The 17,672-nt window shown below is 34.8% G+C and carries 16 protein-coding genes; 7 read left to right on the plus strand and 9 right to left on the minus strand.

Going from position 1 to position 17,672, the window contains the following annotated elements; all coding sequences use genetic code 11:
• Positions 1 to 14: 14 nt before the first annotated feature.
• Both C1T31_RS03780 and rpsO read right to left on the minus strand, forming a co-directional pair.
• Positions 15 to 2,258: a polyribonucleotide nucleotidyltransferase gene (locus C1T31_RS03780; protein WP_103051106.1), complete on the minus strand. Its 2,244-nt coding sequence runs from the start codon at positions 2,256 to 2,258 to the stop codon at positions 15 to 17.
• Between the two features lie 209 nt (positions 2,259 to 2,467).
• Entirely contained in the window at positions 2,468 to 2,737 is a 270-nt protein-coding gene (gene rpsO, locus C1T31_RS03785; RefSeq protein WP_103051107.1) for a 30S ribosomal protein S15, read from the minus strand.
• A gap of 180 nt (positions 2,738 to 2,917) precedes the next feature.
• On the opposite strand from rpsO, the gene C1T31_RS03790 reads away from it, so the two are divergent.
• Positions 2,918 to 3,763: a hypothetical protein gene (locus tag C1T31_RS03790; protein ID WP_243398893.1), complete on the plus strand. Its 846-nt coding sequence runs from the start codon at positions 2,918 to 2,920 to the stop codon at positions 3,761 to 3,763.
• Between the two features lie 49 nt (positions 3,764 to 3,812).
• Here C1T31_RS03790 and accD read toward each other — a convergent pair whose 3' ends face one another.
• Genes accD through tamL form a run of 3 tightly spaced genes read right to left on the minus strand, consistent with a single transcriptional unit; the run spans position 3,813 to position 8,341 of the window.
• Positions 3,813 to 4,670, minus strand: coding sequence for an acetyl-CoA carboxylase, carboxyltransferase subunit beta (accD, locus tag C1T31_RS03795; protein WP_103051109.1), 858 nt, complete (start codon positions 4,668 to 4,670; stop codon positions 3,813 to 3,815).
• 35 nt (positions 4,671 to 4,705) lie between these two features.
• On the minus strand, positions 4,706 to 5,773 hold the full coding sequence (gene fbaA / locus C1T31_RS03800) for a class II fructose-bisphosphate aldolase (protein ID WP_103051110.1): 1,068 nt from the start codon (positions 5,771 to 5,773) through the stop codon (positions 4,706 to 4,708).
• Between the two features lie 42 nt (positions 5,774 to 5,815).
• The gene (gene tamL, locus C1T31_RS03805; RefSeq protein WP_103051111.1) at positions 5,816 to 8,341 is read right to left on the minus strand and encodes a translocation and assembly module lipoprotein TamL; all 2,526 of its coding nucleotides are present in this window, start codon (positions 8,339 to 8,341) and stop codon (positions 5,816 to 5,818) included.
• Positions 8,342 to 8,533: 192 nt separating this feature from the next.
• Here tamL and C1T31_RS03810 point away from each other — a divergent pair, with 192 nt between their 5' ends.
• Entirely contained in the window at positions 8,534 to 9,262 is a 729-nt protein-coding gene (locus tag C1T31_RS03810; protein WP_103051112.1) for a TrmH family RNA methyltransferase, read from the plus strand.
• Here the strand turns inward: C1T31_RS03810 and porT are convergent.
• Together porT and ubiE are read right to left on the minus strand one after the other, a co-directional pair.
• The gene (gene porT, locus C1T31_RS03815) at positions 9,256 to 9,972 is read right to left on the minus strand and encodes a type IX secretion/gliding motility protein PorT/SprT (RefSeq protein WP_103051113.1); all 717 of its coding nucleotides are present in this window, start codon (positions 9,970 to 9,972) and stop codon (positions 9,256 to 9,258) included. The genes C1T31_RS03810 and porT overlap by 7 nt on opposite strands.
• 4 nt (positions 9,973 to 9,976) lie before the next feature.
• Complete coding sequence (gene ubiE, locus C1T31_RS03820; RefSeq protein ID WP_103051315.1) at positions 9,977 to 10,702, minus strand: bifunctional demethylmenaquinone methyltransferase/2-methoxy-6-polyprenyl-1,4-benzoquinol methylase UbiE; 726 nt, start codon at positions 10,700 to 10,702, stop codon at positions 9,977 to 9,979.
• Between the two features lie 242 nt (positions 10,703 to 10,944).
• Between ubiE and trkA the strand changes: the two genes are divergently transcribed.
• The 4 genes from trkA to C1T31_RS03840 all read left to right on the plus strand — a co-directional run bounded on the left by trkA (position 10,945) and on the right by C1T31_RS03840 (position 14,587).
• Positions 10,945 to 12,294, plus strand: a complete 1,350-nt coding sequence (gene trkA / locus C1T31_RS03825; RefSeq protein WP_103051114.1) for a Trk system potassium transporter TrkA — start codon at positions 10,945 to 10,947, stop codon at positions 12,292 to 12,294.
• A 3-nt stretch (positions 12,295 to 12,297) separates the two neighbouring features.
• Complete coding sequence (locus tag C1T31_RS03830) at positions 12,298 to 13,791, plus strand: TrkH family potassium uptake protein (RefSeq protein WP_103051115.1); 1,494 nt, start codon at positions 12,298 to 12,300, stop codon at positions 13,789 to 13,791.
• A gap of 83 nt (positions 13,792 to 13,874) precedes the next feature.
• Complete coding sequence (locus tag C1T31_RS03835; RefSeq protein WP_103051116.1) at positions 13,875 to 14,129, plus strand: hypothetical protein; 255 nt, start codon at positions 13,875 to 13,877, stop codon at positions 14,127 to 14,129.
• Positions 14,130 to 14,323: 194 nt separating this feature from the next.
• On the plus strand, positions 14,324 to 14,587 hold the full coding sequence (locus C1T31_RS03840) for a hypothetical protein (protein ID WP_103051117.1): 264 nt from the start codon (positions 14,324 to 14,326) through the stop codon (positions 14,585 to 14,587).
• 5 nt (positions 14,588 to 14,592) lie between these two features.
• Here the strand turns inward: C1T31_RS03840 and C1T31_RS03845 are convergent, their stop codons facing one another.
• A complete protein-coding gene (locus C1T31_RS03845) occupies positions 14,593 to 15,780 on the minus strand; it encodes a pyridoxal phosphate-dependent aminotransferase (protein WP_103051118.1) in 1,188 nt (395 codons plus the stop codon).
• 18 nt (positions 15,781 to 15,798) lie between these two features.
• Positions 15,799 to 16,902, minus strand: coding sequence for a fatty acid desaturase family protein (locus tag C1T31_RS03850; RefSeq protein WP_103051119.1), 1,104 nt, complete (start codon positions 16,900 to 16,902; stop codon positions 15,799 to 15,801).
• 140 nt (positions 16,903 to 17,042) lie between these two features.
• Here C1T31_RS03850 and rsmG point away from each other — a divergent pair, with 140 nt between their 5' ends.
• Complete coding sequence (gene rsmG, locus C1T31_RS03855) at positions 17,043 to 17,672, plus strand: 16S rRNA (guanine(527)-N(7))-methyltransferase RsmG (RefSeq protein WP_103051120.1); 630 nt, start codon at positions 17,043 to 17,045, stop codon at positions 17,670 to 17,672.

The following is a 17,672-nucleotide window of genomic DNA, read 5'->3' on the forward strand; positions in this document are numbered from 1 at the left end:
CTGAAAAATCAGAATTAATCGTCATTTCTGTTTTCTCTTGGCTTACGATCATCACGACGGTTGTCACGTCCTCGATTATCGCGCCCGCGATTGTTGTTGCCTCCACGGTTATTGTCACGTTTCGGTCTATCTTGCCATCCTTCTGGTTTTGGTAAAATAGCTTTGCGAGATACCTTTTCCTTTTTGGTTCTTGGGTCAATACCAAAGTATTTTACATCAAATACATCTCCCATGTTAACCACGTCTGACACATTCTCTGTACGTTCCCAAGCTAATTCACTAACATGTAAAAGCACTTCATTTCCAGGTGCTTCCGTATATTCAACAACAGCACCAAAATCAAGCATTTTGATAACTTTCACCTCATAAATGCTACCAACTTCAGGTTTGAATTTCAAGGAATCAATTTTGGCTAATACCGCATCTATGCCTTCTTGATCAGTACCAAGAATCTCAACAATACCTTCTTCAGTAACTGGATCTTCATTGATAACAATGGTGGTTTTGGTTTCTTTTTGTAATTCTTGAATCACTTTTCCACCAGGTCCAATAAATGCTCCAATGAGTTCATTTGGTAAAATGGCTGTAACCATTTTAGGTGCATGTGGCTTAACATCTGCGTTAGGTACCGCAATAGTATCGGTTAATTTTTCAAGAATGTGTAAACGACCATCTCGTGCTTGTTTTAGGGCTTTAACCAAAATCTCATAAGACAATCCTTTAACTTTGATATCCATTTGACAAGCCGTAATACCATCGGCAGTTCCTGTTACCTTAAAGTCCATATCACCTAAATGATCTTCATCACCTAATATATCTGATAAAACAGCATATTTGTCACCTTCAGAAATTAATCCCATGGCAATACCTGAAACAGGTTTTTTCAATTGGACACCAGCATCCATTAATGCCATAGTACCTGAACAAACGGTTGCCATAGACGATGAACCATTAGATTCCAATACTTCTGAAACGACACGCACAGTATACGGACAATCTTCTGGAACCATACCTTTTAAGGCACGTTGTGCCAAGTTTCCATGACCAACCTCACGACGCGATGTTCCTCTAATGGGTCTTGCCTCACCAGTTGAAAATGGTGGGAAATTATAATGAAGATAAAAACGTTCTTCACCTTCAAAAGATGGCATATCAATTTGGTTGGCTTCTCTACTTGTTCCTAACGTTACAGTTGCCAATGCTTGCGTTTCACCACGAGTAAAGATAGCTGAACCATGAGTAGAAGGTAAATAATCAACCTCACACCAAATTGGTCTGATATCGGTTGTTTTACGACCATCTAATCGTAGACCTTCATTCAACGTTAAATCACGGACAGCGGCTTTTTCAGCTTTTCCGTAGTATTTGGATACTAATCCACCGATATCTTCTAATTCTTCTTCAGAAAAAGAAGCCATGATTTCATCTTTTATTTCTGCAAAAGCCGCACCTCTTTCATGTTTAGATGATCCTGCTTTAGCAACAGCATATACTTTATCATATGCCATATCATGAATTTTCTTTGCCAAATCTTCATCTTCACGTTCTGGCTCATATTCACGTGTTTCTTTTTTTCCAACAGCTTCAGCAAGTCTTACTTGAGCAGCGCATTGTACTTTAATGGCTTCATGGGCAGCTTTAATGGCTTCAGTCATTTCTTCTTCAGAAATTTCATCCATTTCACCTTCCACCATCATAACAGAATCGGCAGAAGCACCAATAACCATATCAATATCACTCTCTGCTAATTGTGCAAAGGAAGGATTAATGATAAACTCACCATTAATACGACCAACACGCACTTCTGAAATTGGACATTCAAAAGGAAAATCGGATAATTGGATTGCGGCCGAAGCAGCCAAACCAGCCATAGCATCTGGCATCACATTTTCATCATGAGACATTAATTGAATCATGACTTGTGTTTCACTGTGATAATCTTTTGGGAATAATGGACGTAAAACGCGATCTACAAGTCGCATAGTCAATACTTCACCATCACTTGGTCTTGCTTCTCTTTTGAAGAACCCACCAGGGTAACGTCCTGCAGCAGCAAATTTTTCTCTGTAATCTACCGTTAGTGGTAAAAAGTCTACATCACTTTGTTTGTAATTGGAAACGACTGTACATAAAAGCATACAGTTTCCAGATTGCACAACAACAGAACCATGTGCCTGCTTTGCTAATTTTCCGGTTTCAATAGAAATCTCTCTACCGTCACCAAGGTCAATGACCTCTCTAAATACTTTTGGAATCATAAATTTTAATTCTAATATCTATACACTTAAGCATATAGATTTTGTTAAACAATGGTCGTTGTGTTGTTGTGTAGTTGTTGTTTGACCAATGAAAAACCCATTTGTTTCAAGATTACTACTTGAAAACTAGCTTCTTATTTACGATTGTTAGACTCTTTCGTATGAGTGTTATTTAAACAAAAAAGAGGCGCGAAGCCTCTTATTTGTGATTATTTTCTTAATCCTAATTCTTTAACAATGGCACGATATCTCATGATATCCTTTTTAGTTAAGTAATCTAGTAAAGCACGACGCTTACCTACTAACTTTACCAAAGAACGCTCGGTATTGAAATCTTTACGATTGTTTTTTAAGTGTTCTGTTAAGTGATTAATTCTGTGCGTAAATAACGCAATTTGACCTTCTGCAGAACCTGTATCGTTTTTACCGTTACCGTACTTTGAGAAAATCTCTTCTTTTACTTCTTTAGTTAAATACATGCTAATATTTTTGTAAATGATTGTTATGTATATGAAAGGTTTTCTTTCAAGCGGCAAATATAGTAATTTTTAGCCATTTGCAAGTTTTCCTAAAGAATAATTATTTCCCCAAAAAAATAATTTTCATTAAACCTTTGCGTTATAATAACGTCTTAACATTATATTAACTATAAAAAAGTAATGATGAAAACATTAAAAGTAACAAAGGTGGTTTTAGCTCTTGTGGTTTTAGGGCTGACATTTACCGCGTGCACCGAGAATGATTCTACGGACGTTGTGCCACAAGAACAGGGTGTGTCTGAAATGATGCAAGCCGCTGAAATGGATGAAGTTTCAGCAGCATTAGAAGATTTTATTATTGAAACTTACGAAAATCAGGAAGCTGATGAAACTCGTGGAACTAATAATTCATTTGCTAAAATGCCGGATTGCGTAACTCGGACGTTAGTAATGCAACAAAACTTCAGAGAATTGACTATTGACTTTGCCGAAAGTGGCTGTATGATTCGTGGCCATTTATATAGAGGTCAAATTGTAATTACTTGGGAACGTGACCCTCAAGCTCAACAGGTTAGTTTGGACTATGTGTTAAATGATTTTTATTTTGATGCTAAAAACGTCATTGGAAATAACTCAATCTTAAGGGTTTTGTCCAATGAAAATGGTAATCCACAGTTTACACATACAGTAGATATTACCGTTATTTGGCCTAATGGAGTTGAAGCATCTCGTGATGGGCAAATAGTAAGGGAATGGATTGAAGGATTCGGCAGTGGTGTGTTTACAGATAATGTTTTTGAAGTTACAGGATACTGGAATGCTACGTTTAGAAACGGTTACAGTCATGCTTATGAAGTGGTTTTGCCGTTACGTAGAGAGGTTACTTGTTATCATTTTGTAGGAGGCTCACTAGATGTTGAAAGAACCTTTTTTGGAGGCGTATTAGATTATGGAGATGGAGCTTGTGATAATCAAGCTACTTTTACTTTTAATAATGGCGAAACAATCGATATTATTTTGAGATAATAGAATAAAAATTTATCATAAGAAAAAAGCGACCAATCGGTCGCTTTTTTTATTCTCTTAAAGGTTGATTGGTTATTAAATCAATATATAAATTTACTTTCTTTTTCAGGTCTTTTCTATGGGATATGAAATCCAAAAAGCCATGCTCCAACAAGAATTCAGATGTTTGAAAGCCTTCAGGTAGCTCCTGACCCGTGGTGTCACGTACAACTCGTGGACCAGCAAAGCCAATTAAAGCACCAGGTTCAGCAATATTGATGTCTCCTAACATGGCAAATGATGCCGTAGTACCTCCTGTAGTTGGGTCAGTACACAGAGAAATATATGGAATACCTGCATCAGCCAATTGCGCTAACTTAACAGAGGTTTTAGCCAACTGCATTAAAGACAAAGCCGCTTCCATCATACGTGCCCCTCCAGATTTAGAGATAATCATGAAAGGTATTTTTTTCTTTAAAGAATAATCAGCAGCTCGTGCAATTTTTTCGCCCACAACACTTCCCATGGAACCGCCAATAAAACTAAAATCCATACAAGCGACAACCAAATCTTTTCCTTTAGATTTTCCAACGGCTGTTCTTACAGCGTCCTTAAGTTTGGTCTTTTCTTGGGCAGCTTTTAGTCGATCTGGATATTTTTTAGTATCCTCAAACTTTAGAGGGTCTTTAGATTCTAATTTGATATCTAGTTCCTTGAATTTATTATCATCAAAAAGGATACTGAAGTATTCATTACTACCAATTCGGACATGGTATCCATCTTCAGGGCTTACAAAGTAGTTTTGTTCCAATTCTTTGGCGTCAACTATTTTGCCAGTAGGTGATTTGTACCACAGTCCTTTGGGTGTGTCTTTCTTTTCTTCTGTTGACGTTTGAATCCCCTTTTCTTTTCTTTTAAACCAAGACATACAATGCTTATTTTAAAGTTAGTTAGCGTGCAAAGTTATAAAGTATTTACATTATTAAGGTCTTCAAAAGCCTTTTTTAACCTTTCAACAAACGTGTTTTCACCTTTACGAAGCCAAACACGTGGGTCATAATACTTTTTGTTCGGAACATCATCACCTTCAGGATTTCCAATCTGCGATTGTAAATAAGCTTCATGTTCTTTCATATAATCACGTACACCACTCATAAAAGCATATTGCATATCCGTATCAATATTCATTTTAATAACACCATAACCTATAGCTTCACGAATTTCTTCAACTGAAGAACCTGAACCTCCATGAAACACAAAATCAATGTGATTATGACCAACATTAAATTTTTGACTCACGTATTCTTGAGAGTTTTTAAGGATTTTTGGAGTAAGCTTCACATTTCCTGGTTTGTAAACTCCATGGACATTACCAAATGCTGCAGCAATGGTAAACTGATTGCTAATTTTACTTAATTCTTCAAAGGCATAGGCAACTTCTTCAGGTTGGGTGTAGAGTTTGGAATCATCCACATCGGTATTGTCAACACCATCTTCTTCGCCACCAGTTATTCCTAACTCAATCTCTAAAGTCATGCCCATCTTGCTCATTCTTGATAGGTATTGTTTACAGATTTCAATATTTTCTTCAAGAGGTTCTTCGCTCAAATCAATCATGTGCGAACTGTATAGTGGTTTTCCAGTTTCTGCATAATGTTTTTCACTGGCATCTAAAAGACCATCAATCCAAGGTAAGAGTTTTTTTGCGCAATGATCTGTGTGTAAAATTACAGGAACACCATAAGCTTCTGCTAAAAGATGCACATGTTTAGCACCTGCAATAGAACCCGCTATGGCAGCTTTTTGATTGTCATTACTTAATCCTTTTCCTGCATTAAAAACGCCACCGCCATTTGAAAACTGAATAATTACAGGCGCATTAAGATCCCTAGCAGTTTCTAATACACCATTGATACTATTTGATCCAACAACGTTAACGGCAGGCAGCGCAAAACCTTTTTCTTTGGCCAGTTTAAAAATAGCTTGAACTTCATTTCCAGTTGCAACTCCTGGTTTTATATTATGAGACATATTTTAAAAATTTAGATAAACAAAAATAATAAAATTAAACGGCTAAAAGGGGTAATTGATACCTATATTGTAAACAGCACTTTTGAAGTTGTAATCATTAAACCATCTATTGGCGTTTTGGTAAGAAGGATCATAGGTTTTAAAACCAGTATCAAAACGAAAAACTACAAACCCGAAATCATATCTTAAGCCAAACCCTGAACCGAGTGCTATATCTTTCAATGAGCTAAAACTATCGAAGGTGGCATTTTCATCTTCAACATTATCCAATACATTCCAGATATTCCCAGCATCAGCAAAAAAGGCTCCATAAAAATCTTCAAAAATATTAAATCGATATTCTAGGTTTAAAGCAATTTTTAAATTAGCCTCGTTAAATTCGTCATTGCTGTCCGAACTACCAGGCCCTAAACTATAAGCTGTCCAAGCTCTATTATCATTGGTTCCTCCAGCAAAAAAACTTTTAGAAAAAGGAATACTGTTTGAGTTTCCGTAGGGAATTGCAATACCAAAGAAGGTTCGGAAAGCTAAAACTTTTTTTCTGCCAAAATCCCAATGCTTAATATAATCCAACTCTGGTTTTATATATTGAGAGTAGGCAACATTAAAAATTTCATAGTTGCCATTGTCATTTTTTTCTAAATCAAAAACGCTGGAAGCTAAAGACAATACATTGCCAGCAGATTCTAGCTTGACCCTGAAAATTGAAAAATTTTCATCAAATAAACTGGTTCTATTATCTCGTACATAATTAAAACTAGAAGATATAATCAGGTTATTTTCGGTTAGTCTTGTTTGTCTCTCATCTATATTGTTGATGGTTTGAATGTCATCTGGGCTTAAACCTGAAGGAGGATTATTGCTCAAGGCTTCGCTAATAAATTGATTGGCTTGATCTGGTATTCCTAATTCTTCATCAGGACCAACGTATCCAATATCTTGTGCAATATCATTCAAGGTATTAAAAGAGGTGCTGTAAACGTTAAAATAGTTATCCGGATTAAGATTTCTAACATACTGTGAACTTAATAAATCAAATCTATTGGTTACTTTGTCATTTGGACGCCATTTATAATTTATGGCACCAGTAAACGTTCGTTTGTCCAAACCAATATTAGTTTGGTTTGAAGTTGAGAGACTGATTCGTGTACTTGGTGACATGCTTTTTGGTATGATTTTCTCCGTATTTAGTGGAAAAAATATTCTTGGTATGGTTAACTTGAGATCCCCTCCCCATTCTTGAATATCAAAAAAACGATCTTCATCATTTGCGGCGTCCTTAGATGCTCCAATACTTCCGAAAGCCGTTAATTCAAGTGTTTCGGCTCCACCAAAAACGTTTCTCATTAATACAGATGGGTTGAATGACAATCCAATTTGTTGGATATTGCTTTGAGAAACTTCGGCGCTAAAACTAAGACCAAACTTCTTGAGAGGAGTTAGATATACATTGGCAGTGAGTGTTGTATCGGCATTTTCAATGTATTCAATATTTGGATACTTGAATGTTCTCAATTCAGAAATGTGTCGGTATGACATGGTTCGATCATTATCTCTAAAAACCGAACCAGGTTTTATAAAAACAGCATCAGTTAAGGCTTTTGGTTTAAACCGAAGTTTATCATTACTAAATAAATCATAGCCTTCATAACTAGCAGAATCTATTATGGCTTTATTCCTTTTTCTATATGAATAATCAGTAAATATGTTAACATTCTTAATTTTGTAAATGTTAAAAGGAACTCTTTTAGACGAATCCTCCGTTTTTACTAATCGATTTTGGATTTGTAGATCAACTTTGACTTTTTTGTTAGTTTCAACCGTATCCATTTCAAAAAAGACATAATCTTCACTGAAATGATAAACGCCGTGATTTCTAAAATAGGTTGTTAGTCTATCTTTTTCAAGCTCAAATGTGGCTGTTTCATATTGTTTGTTAAGTTTTATGTGTGACTTGCTTGTTGATTGGGTGTAAAGCGAATCAATGATTGGAGAATCAATTTTGGTTGAAAGCGAATCTACTATATAGGGCTCCCCAGTTGTAATGTAATAATCAACTGTCGCTTTCCGATTATCATCCTTATTTATTTTAGATGAAGCTTTCGCATTAAACCAGCCATGGTGAAAATAGTAAGCCTCCAAGCGGTTAACTGATCGTTCAATTTTTTTATCATCAATTAACACAGGTGCTTCCCCTGTTTTTTTTAACCAGTTATTGAAGCCAATACGAGATTCTACATACTTGTCTAATTGCTTTTTAGATAAGAATCGTTCTAATCGTTCTCTTTTTTTTGGTTTTTTATCAATATTGGAATTGACAATGGAATCAATATTGGGTCTGGCAGTATTGTAAATGTATAACCTAAAAGGGATGCCTAATAGATTTCTGTTTTCTTTTTGGTATAACAGATTATTGATGGTTTCTGTTTTATTAACTTTGTCATTAACGTAAACTGTATTTTTTACCAATAAATGTTCGTCTTCAGCAACACGTTTTATTGAATTACATGATGCAAATAGCAATACAATGATAATATTTAATACTATTTTTGGAGCGCCTTTTTTCAAGTGCTTATCATTTATATTTAAAGTTGATTAATAAATATTACGTATTACTCTGTTTTGTTGCAAACTGTACCGAATATTGAATTCAAAAGTACATTTTTTATGTGACAAATGTTATCAAATAATATAACCATAAAACGGAATACACAATAATGACTAATTCGCGTTAAGTTCTTAAAATACTAATAAAGAATCATGCTTTCAAAAAATCAGATAAAATTAATAACTAGTCTAAAAAACAAAAAGTTTAGACAGGAACATCAACTTTTTGTTGTTGAAGGCATTAAAACTATTACAGAATTTTTGAACTCAAATTACGAGTTAGAACAATTGTTCACTGTAAGCTCCTTCAATATTGATGCCAAAAAAGAAACGATTATTTCTGAAAGCGATTTGAAAAAAATTAGCTTTTTGAAATCTCCCAATCAAGCACTAGGAGTTTTTAAAATACCAAGAGGCAAGCCCGTTGATATAAATCAATTGATAGTTGCCTTAGATGCTGTTAGAGATCCTGGTAATTTAGGAACGATAATTAGATTGTGTGATTGGTTTGGTATTTCAGAATTAGTGTGTAGCGAAACGACCGTTGACTGTTATAATCCAAAAGTCATTCAAGCCTCCATGGGTTCTTTAACCCGAGTAAATGTTTCATATAAAAATCTTGAAATATTCATAGATGAAGTAAAATTGCCGACTTTTGGAGCATACATGGATGGCAAAAATGTTTATCAAACAAGGCTGCCTAAAACTGGGATTTTAATCATGGGTAATGAGGCCAATGGTATTTCTAAAAGTTTAGAAAAAAAGATATCACACAAAATCAGTATCCCAAGATTTGGGGAACTACAAAAAACAGAAAGCTTGAATGTGGCCACTGCTACAGCCATTTTGTTAAGTGAATTTAAAAGAACTGTGTTTTATTGAAACGTAAAGTTTATAAAAACACCTCTCGTTTTCATGCTTGTCACATTTCCAGTCCATGGACTATTTGGGTCCATATCACGTACCAATTCATCATTAATAGCAAAAACGCCTCTTATAGATGGGGTAAACTTGAAGTAGTATAAGTAAAAGTCAATTCCGAAACCTACTTCATAAAAATACATGTTCCTTTTAGTTCTAAATTGGCCAGCACTATTATCATCAGGGTTTTTTTCGTTGCTAGACAAATTTAAAGCCGTTGAAACACCACCTACAATAAAGGGCTTAAAATTATTTAATCGTTTAGTGGAGAATTTTACCAGCAGAGGAACATGAATGTATGTAGACTTAACCTCTCTAGTTAAATCTGATTCTTTAAAATCGTCGTAACCTTCAAAATAACTTTCGTCATACTCTAAAGTTCTCGTTGAGATATATAATCCAGGCTCTAACCGGAGGTCTATATATTCATGAATTCGCATATTTCCTATAAGTCCAACGTTAAAACCAGTTCCTTTTTGAACAAGAATGTCTGCACGATCTCTTTCATAGTCAAAATTAAAATCATAACTATTAAACCCAAGAAAATAACCATAACTCAAAAACTTCTTATCCTCATTATCTAAATTTCTAATTTTTTCTTTTGAGAATAGTTGAGCAGAAACCGATTGAAAGGTTAAAATAAATACGAGTAGAACAAATATATTCTTCATAGTTTTATTTAGATGACGTATAAATGGTAGCCACACCAAAAGTTTGTGGTAAATCATTAACATTAATAAACCCAATTTTACGTAAAATATTGTTTAAAGCCTCACCAAAAGGAAATACAGAAGCTGATTCGTATAAATATTTATAAGCGCTTTTATCTTTTGAGAAGATTTTACCAATAACTGGCAAAATATTTTTTGTATAAAAGTTATAGCCTTGTTTGTAAGGAGTTTTTGTGGGCATTGAAGTTTCTAAAATAACAAAGACACCTCCAGGCTTTAAAACCCGATATATTTCAGTAAGACCCTTTTCAAGGGTTTCAAAGTTACGAACACCAAAGGCAACCGTAATGGCATCAAAATAATTGTCTTCAAAAGGCATATTTTCTGAATCTCCTAACACCATTTCTATGGTATTTTCCAATTCTTTTTTCAAGACTTTTTGTTTGCCAATCTCCAGCATACCACTACTGATGTCCAATCCCACAATTCTTTTAGCCTTGGTTTCAGCTAAATTAATAGCCAAATCACCTGTTCCAGTAGCAATATCCAAAACGGTTTGTGGGTTGGAAGCTTTTACAATAGCAACGACCTTTTTTCTCCAAGATACGTCAATACCAAATGAAATGACACGATTTAGCCCGTCGTAATTTTCAGAAATGTTATCGAACATTTGGGTTACCTGTTCCTTTTTACCCAAGTTACTGTCTTTATATGGTTTTACTTTTGACAAATTCTGAATTTTTTTAGGCAAATATAAACTATTAGCAAAGGATTAAGCAACTAGTTAGTAATTTATTATAAAGCCCTAAATAATATGGCAATAGTAATTTTTACTTTATATTTGTATAGCTTTTTAGTAAAACTACACATGAAACCGAAACTAATTAAATTATTGTAATGCAATGCGAGATTATTGTGTATTTAGTTATTTGAGGTTACATCTAACCTTATAAAAACAATAAAAGTTAGTAGATGAAAATAATTATTGCTGGTGCTGGTGAAGTGGGATTTCATTTAGCAAAATTATTGTCTTACGAATCACAAGAAATAACCCTAATAGATACTAATAAAGATAGTTTGCTTTATGCAGATAATCATTTGGATATCAAAGTTATTAAAGGAGATGCTACCTCTATATCCATTTTAAAGGATGCACGCGTTGAGTCCAGTGACTTGGTTATAGCCGTAACCTCATCAGAAACCACCAATATTACTGTTTGCGTTTTAGCAAAACAACTGGGAGCAAAACGGACCATTGCTAGAATTTCCAATACCGAATTTATTAATCATAAAGATGAGGTTGGTTTTACCAAATTTGGAATTGATGAGTTAATTTCTCCTGAAGCATTGGCAGCATCTGAAATTAGATTATTACTAGATCAATCAGCTTTTAGTGATACCTACGCTTTTGAAGGTGGCGCCTTAACTATGGTTGGATTTGATTTGTCCAGAACAATGGCTTTTGCTGGTAAAACTGTTAAGGAGGCGGCTCAAATATTTCCGGAGATACATTTTGTGCCAATAGCTATTCAACGTTTTGGAACGCAGTTTACGATTATTCCAAGAGGAGACACGCAACTGAAAGAGGGCGACCATGTTGTTTTTATTACTTCGGAAGGTGGTGCAGAAGAGCTTTGCAGAATTACTGGTAAAGCCAATACTGATATCAAGAATGTCATGATTTTAGGTGGTAGTAAAATTGGTTATAAAACGGCTCGCGATTTAGCTAATAGTAAATTCAATGTTAAGTTAATTGAAAAAGATAAGACACGTGCATTTGATATAGCCGATGAATTACCCAATGTATTAGTTATCAACGGAGATGGAAGAAATGTTGATTTACTGGAAGAAGAAAATATAGCAGATATGGATGCCTTTATTGCTGTTACTGGTAATAGTGAAATTAATATCATGTCGAGTTTAGTGGCAAAATCTAAAAATGTCAATAAAACCATTTCACTAGTAGAGAACATGGACTATTTTGAGTTGTCCCAATCCATAGGAATAGATACACTTATCAATAAAAAGCTTTTGGCAGCCAATAATATTTTTAGATATGTTAGACGAGGTGATGTGGTTGCCATGACCAAGCTTAACAACATGAATGCCGAACTTTTGGAATTTAAAGTGAAATCAACTTCGAAAATTTGCAATAAACTCATCAAGGATGCTGGTTTTCCAAGATCGGCTATTATAGGAGGCGTTATACGAGATAATATTGGCTATATAGCCTTGGGTGATTTTATGATTCAGGAAGGCGATAAAGTGGTTATTTGTGGTCTCCCGCGTTCTATTGAAGAGGTTGAAAGACTGTTCTTGTAAAATATGAAACTCAACAACAAAATTATTTTTCATTTTTTAGGACTACTGTTGTTGTTCAATGGAGGATTTATGCTGTTATCGGCATTGATTAGCCTTATTTATCAAGATGGTGTCACGCTTAAAATTCTTCTTGCTGGAATTGTGACTATTATAGCTGGAGGTATTGTGATGTTTAGAACTAAAGATCACAAAAAGGAGATGAACAAGCGGGAAGGTTATATTGTGGTTACTTTTGGTTGGATAATCATGACCTTATCAGGAACGCTACCCTATATTTTTACCAACACGATTCCGGAATTCACGAATGCCTTTTTTGAAACGATGTCTGGTTATACGACTACTGGTGCCTCCATACTCAATGACATTGAAGCAGTTCCAAATGGTGTTCTTTTTTGGAGAAGTACTACACATTGGATAGGCGGTATGGGGATAATTGTTTTGGCTATTGCCATTTTACCATTATTGGGCATAGGTGGCATGCAGTTATTTGCTGCTGAAGCACCAGGTCCCAATGCCGACAAGCTGCATCCCAGAATAACGGATACGGCCAAGAGATTATGGTTGATTTATTTTGGCTATACCGTTGCTGAAACCTTATTGTTAAAATTGGCAGGGATGACCTTTTTTGACGCGATTAATCATGCTATGTGCACCTTGTCAACAGGCGGATTCTCCACCAAAAATGCCAGTATTGCTCATTGGAATCACCAACCAATCATTCAGTACATCATTATTGTTTTCATGTTTTTAGCAGGAACCAATTTTGTTTTAAGTTATTTCGCATTCAAAGGTAAAATTCAAAAGGTGATAAAGGATGAAGAGTTTAAGCTCTACTTCATTTTTGTATCCATATTCACGGTGATTGCAGCCTTGATTATTTATTTCAAAGCAGATCCATCAATTTCTTCTGTAGCGCATCCGATGGTTTGGGGAGAAGGGGAAAGTGCTTTTAGGCATGCCCTTTTTCAAGTATTAGCTATAATTACCACCACAGGTTTTGTTAGTGCAGATTATACGTTATGGTCTCCATTTTTGGTAGTTTTCTTTTTTGGATTGATGTTTTTGGGAGGTTCAGCAGGAAGTACATCTGGAGGTGTCAAAGTTGTTCGTCACCTTATTATGATTAAAAATGGATTCATGGAATTTAAAAGGTCATTACATCCCAATGCCATTATACCAGTTCGTTACAATACTAAAGCTGTTACAGGTGATATTGTTTTTAATGTTCTAGCATTTTTTATTTTATATATGCTTTCCTTTATTGTTGGGGCTTTGGTGTTCTCTATGTTTGGAATTAACTTCGAATCTTCAGTTGGTTTGGCGGCTTCCAGTTTAGGTAATGTTGGACCTGCACTAGGAGATTTTGGGCCAGTTAACAATTATGCTGCATTACCTGCTATGGGAAAATGGTGGAGTGCATTTTTAATGCTCATTGGCCGATTGGAATTATTCACGGTCTTAATACTACTAACCCCGTTTTTCTGGCGTAACAGATAGAAATCCAACAATTTGTAATTTCGTTTTGTAACATTTTAATTGGTTGCTCGTCTATCTTATATAACCAATTAAAAATATTAAAAATGGAATTATTAGTTACTACTGAAGATTTAGACCCGTTTCCTAAACAAAGTTTATCTATTCACAATAAGCCAATGGGCTTGTTAACTTCAAATTATAAGTCTGTGGTAAACTCAAACTACAGAAATTTAGACGAAAAATCACTTTTTGTTAAAAGACAATCAATAAAAGGTTGCTTTTATAATACCAATTGTGCCGCAGAAGTTACTTTAAAGGTTTCGTTATTTCTAGTTATCTTCTTGATTATGTATTTATAGTACCTGGCTGCTGAACTCTATGCCAATGTAACTTTTTTTAAATTTTATCTACTTATATAGTATAAGCACTTAATTGGAACTTTACTGTGTGTTTAATAATATATTCAAAGCACGACATGTTTATAGAGAATTCAACATGTATTTGTTGATTTAACTTTTCAATATTTAATGGATAATTATTTAAATTGATTAATATGAGTTTTGGTGTTGTTCAATCAGCTATAACTGCTATAAAAAATAATAAAGGCTTGTTATCACAACGAGATAAGCTGAAAAACACTTTATCTTCTGTTAATAATAAGAAAGTTGAGTTTAAAAAAACCAAAGCTTCACCGCAGGTCTTACGAGAAATAAGAGAACGTTTACGTCAAGAGCAGCAAGATAGAAAACGTAAAATTATTACCATATTTAGTGTGATAATGAGTGTTGTACTTTCTTTGTTTTTCTACTTCTTTTAAATTTGCTAGCTTACGGCTTCCTTAATACGTTTTATGGCTTCAATGATTTGCTCTTGACTGGCTGCATAAGAAATACGAATACAATCTGGATTTCCAAAGGCATCTCCAGTTACTGTAGCTACCAGGGCTTCTTCCAATAAGTAAAGTGAGAAATCGTTAGCATTGTTAATAGTTTTTCCCCTTAAGGTTTTTCCGAAGAAAGCTGAAATATTAGGAAATACATAAAAAGCACCTTCAGGTGTATTGTTTATAAAACCAGGAACATCTTCTAAAAGTTTTAGAACCAAATCACGTCGTGTTTTAAATTCGCTAATCATATAATCCACTCGCGACGGTGATTCGTTTAGTGCGGTTATCACTGCACGTTGCGCAATACAGTTGGCGCCACTAGTAACTTGTCCTTGCATTTTATTGCAAGCTCTGGCAATCACTTCTGGAGCTCCAATGTAACCAATGCGCCATCCAGTCATGGCAAAAGCTTTTGATACACCATTAACGGTTATAGTTCTATCGTACATGTCTTCAAATTGAGCCATGCTCGCATGTCCATTTTCTGTGAAGTTTATATGCTCATATATTTCATCAGAAACCACATAAATATGAGGGTGTTTTTGAAGAACATCAGCCAAAGCACGCAATTCTTCCTGACTATATAATGAGCCACTTGGATTGCAAGGCGAACTATACCAGATCATTTTTGTTTTGGGTGTAATGGCTGCTTCCAATTGTTCGGCAGTCATTTTAAAATCACTAGCAATAGTGGTTTCGACTTCAACGGGAATACCTTCGGCAAGCTTCACAATATCCGAGTAACTAACCCAATATGGACATGGGAGTATCACTTCGTCACCTGGGTTGAGCATCACTTGAGCTATATTGTATAAAGCTTGTTTGGCACCTGTTGAAACGACTATTTGCGGCAACGAGTAATCAAGATTGTTATCGCGCTTGAATTTGGTAATTATGGCTTCTTTAAGCTCAACATAACCATCTACTGGCGAGTAAGAATTATAGTCTTCATTAATGGCTTTTATAGCAGCTTCTTTAATGTAATCAGGTGTGTTAAAATCGGGTTCACCCAAACTTAAACCTATAATGTCCTTTCCCTCAGCTCTTAATTCTCGAGCTTTTGCTGCCATAGCTAATGTGGCAGAAGTAGACATATTCAAAACTCTTTCTGAAAGTATCCCCATTAATATTGATGTGATTGATTAGGCCTGCAGTGTAACTGGTCTCATTCCCATTTCTTTCAGATGTTTGAAATGGGCTATTACAGCCTTACGGGTTGTTTTGTATTCGTTGTAAGGTAAATTAAACTCTTTAGCCGTTTCTTTAACTATTTTAGATATTTTGGTATAGTGAATATGGCTAATATGCGGAAATATATGGTGCTCGACCTGATGATTCAAACCACCTGTAAACCAATTCACAATACGATTTTTAGTTGAAAAATTAACGGTTGTTTTTAGTTGGTGCACAGCCCAAGAATTTTTCATGGTGCCACATTCTTCAGGTAATGGCATTTCGGCATCTTCCATAACGTGAGCCAACTGAAAAACCACACTTAAAATAAGTCCGGCTGTGTAATGCATAATAAAGAAACCAATAAGTATTTTCCACCAAGCAATATCTAAAAACAGCATTGGAATCACAATCCATATACCCACATAAATTAGTTTTGAGATTACCAATTTACTCCAGTTCCAAACTGGGTTTGGAAATTTCCCGTAGGACAATTTACGTTGCATATAACGCTTCATTTGCTGCCAATCTGTGGTTATTGCCCAATTAATTGTCAATAGTCCATAAAGTAACACAGAATAATAGTGCTGGAATTTATGATGCCATTTCCATTCAGAATGTTCTGTAAAACGCAAAATTCTACCTGCCTCTAAATCCTCATCATGTCCATGGATATTGGTATAGGTGTGATGAAGTACATTGTGCTGTACTTTCCAATTGTAGACGTTGCCGGCCAGAATATAAATACTACTTCCCATGAGTCGGTTAATCCATTCTTTGTTAGAGTAGGATCCGTGATTGCCATCATGCATCACATTCATACCAACTCCAGCCATACCAATTCCCATAACAATTGTTAATAGTAATTGAGCCCAACCAGGAATATTAAGTGTTAGAATTAAAAAGTAAGGTGCTAAAAATAATGAAAACATAACTATGGTCTTTAACCATAGTTTCCAGTTTCCAGTACGTTTGATGTTATTGTCTTTAAAGTAGGCATTAACACGTTTGTTCAATGTTCTGAAGAATTTTGCAGAATCCGTTCTTGAAAAAGATAGTGTTTGTTTTGTCATGCTGTTGCTATTAAATCAAATTTGGTTCTAAACCAAGTTATCTTATGTTGCCAAAGATAACTAATATAGGTCTGCTCTAACATAAAGTTTTCATAAAAATATGCACAAAAAATGGTTACTTTTGTTGAAAATTCAATGAAATGGAGCTTATTCTTAAATATTTTCCAAATTTAACTGATGATCAGATCGTTAAATTCAGAAAATTAGAGTCATTATATCAAGATTGGAACCTAAAAATTAATGTCGTTTCTCGTAAGGATATTGATGAATTATATCTTCGTCACGTGTTACACTCATTGGCTATTCCAAAGGTAATTCAATTTAAGGATGGAACTAAAATTATGGATGTAGGAACAGGTGGTGGTTTTCCTGGAATTCCATTGGCGATATTATTCCCTGAATGCTCATTTCATTTAGTTGATAGTATAGCCAAAAAACTGAAGGTTGTTGAGGAGGTTGTAGAGGGATTGGGTCTGGAAAATGTCAAAACAACCCACACTCGTGTTGAAGATATTAATGATACCTACGATTTTATTGTCAGTCGAGCAGTTGCAGCCATGCCAACTTTCGTACATTGGATAAAAGGGAAAGTAGCAAAAAAGCAAAACAATGAGCTCAAAAATGGTATATTATATTTAAAGGGCGGTGATCTGACCGAAGAATTACAAGATTATAAAACTGCCCAAATCTATAACATTTCCGATTTTTATTCAGAAGATTTTTTTGAAACCAAAAAAGTGGTGCATCTACCTATAAAATTTAAGGTCTAA

Origin of the sequence: Hanstruepera neustonica (assembly GCF_002895005.1) — a bacterium.
Taxonomy (GTDB): domain Bacteria; phylum Bacteroidota; class Bacteroidia; order Flavobacteriales; family Flavobacteriaceae; genus Hanstruepera; species Hanstruepera neustonica.

Bases quoted from the DNA above. Each gene is read 5' to 3' on its own strand.
- C1T31_RS03780 (WP_103051106.1), bottom strand. From the start codon at position 2,258: ATGATTCCAAAAGTATTTAGAGAGGTCATTGACCTTGGTGACGGTAGA.
- rpsO (WP_103051107.1), bottom strand. From the start codon at position 2,737: ATGTATTTAACTAAAGAAGTAAAAGAAGAGATTTTCTCAAAGTACGGT.
- C1T31_RS03790 (WP_243398893.1), top strand. From the start codon at position 2,918: ATGATGAAAACATTAAAAGTAACAAAGGTGGTTTTAGCTCTTGTGGTT.
- accD (WP_103051109.1), bottom strand. From the start codon at position 4,670: ATGTCTTGGTTTAAAAGAAAAGAAAAGGGGATTCAAACGTCAACAGAA.
- fbaA (WP_103051110.1), bottom strand. From the start codon at position 5,773: ATGTCTCATAATATAAAACCAGGAGTTGCAACTGGAAATGAAGTTCAA.
- C1T31_RS03810 (WP_103051112.1), top strand. From the start codon at position 8,534: ATGCTTTCAAAAAATCAGATAAAATTAATAACTAGTCTAAAAAACAAA.
- porT (WP_103051113.1), bottom strand. From the start codon at position 9,972: ATGAAGAATATATTTGTTCTACTCGTATTTATTTTAACCTTTCAATCG.
- trkA (WP_103051114.1), top strand. From the start codon at position 10,945: ATGAAAATAATTATTGCTGGTGCTGGTGAAGTGGGATTTCATTTAGCA.
- C1T31_RS03830 (WP_103051115.1), top strand. From the start codon at position 12,298: ATGAAACTCAACAACAAAATTATTTTTCATTTTTTAGGACTACTGTTG.
- C1T31_RS03835 (WP_103051116.1), top strand. From the start codon at position 13,875: ATGGAATTATTAGTTACTACTGAAGATTTAGACCCGTTTCCTAAACAA.
- C1T31_RS03840 (WP_103051117.1), top strand. From the start codon at position 14,324: ATGAGTTTTGGTGTTGTTCAATCAGCTATAACTGCTATAAAAAATAAT.
- C1T31_RS03845 (WP_103051118.1), bottom strand. From the start codon at position 15,780: ATGGGGATACTTTCAGAAAGAGTTTTGAATATGTCTACTTCTGCCACA.
- C1T31_RS03850 (WP_103051119.1), bottom strand. From the start codon at position 16,902: ATGACAAAACAAACACTATCTTTTTCAAGAACGGATTCTGCAAAATTC.
- rsmG (WP_103051120.1), top strand. From the start codon at position 17,043: ATGGAGCTTATTCTTAAATATTTTCCAAATTTAACTGATGATCAGATC.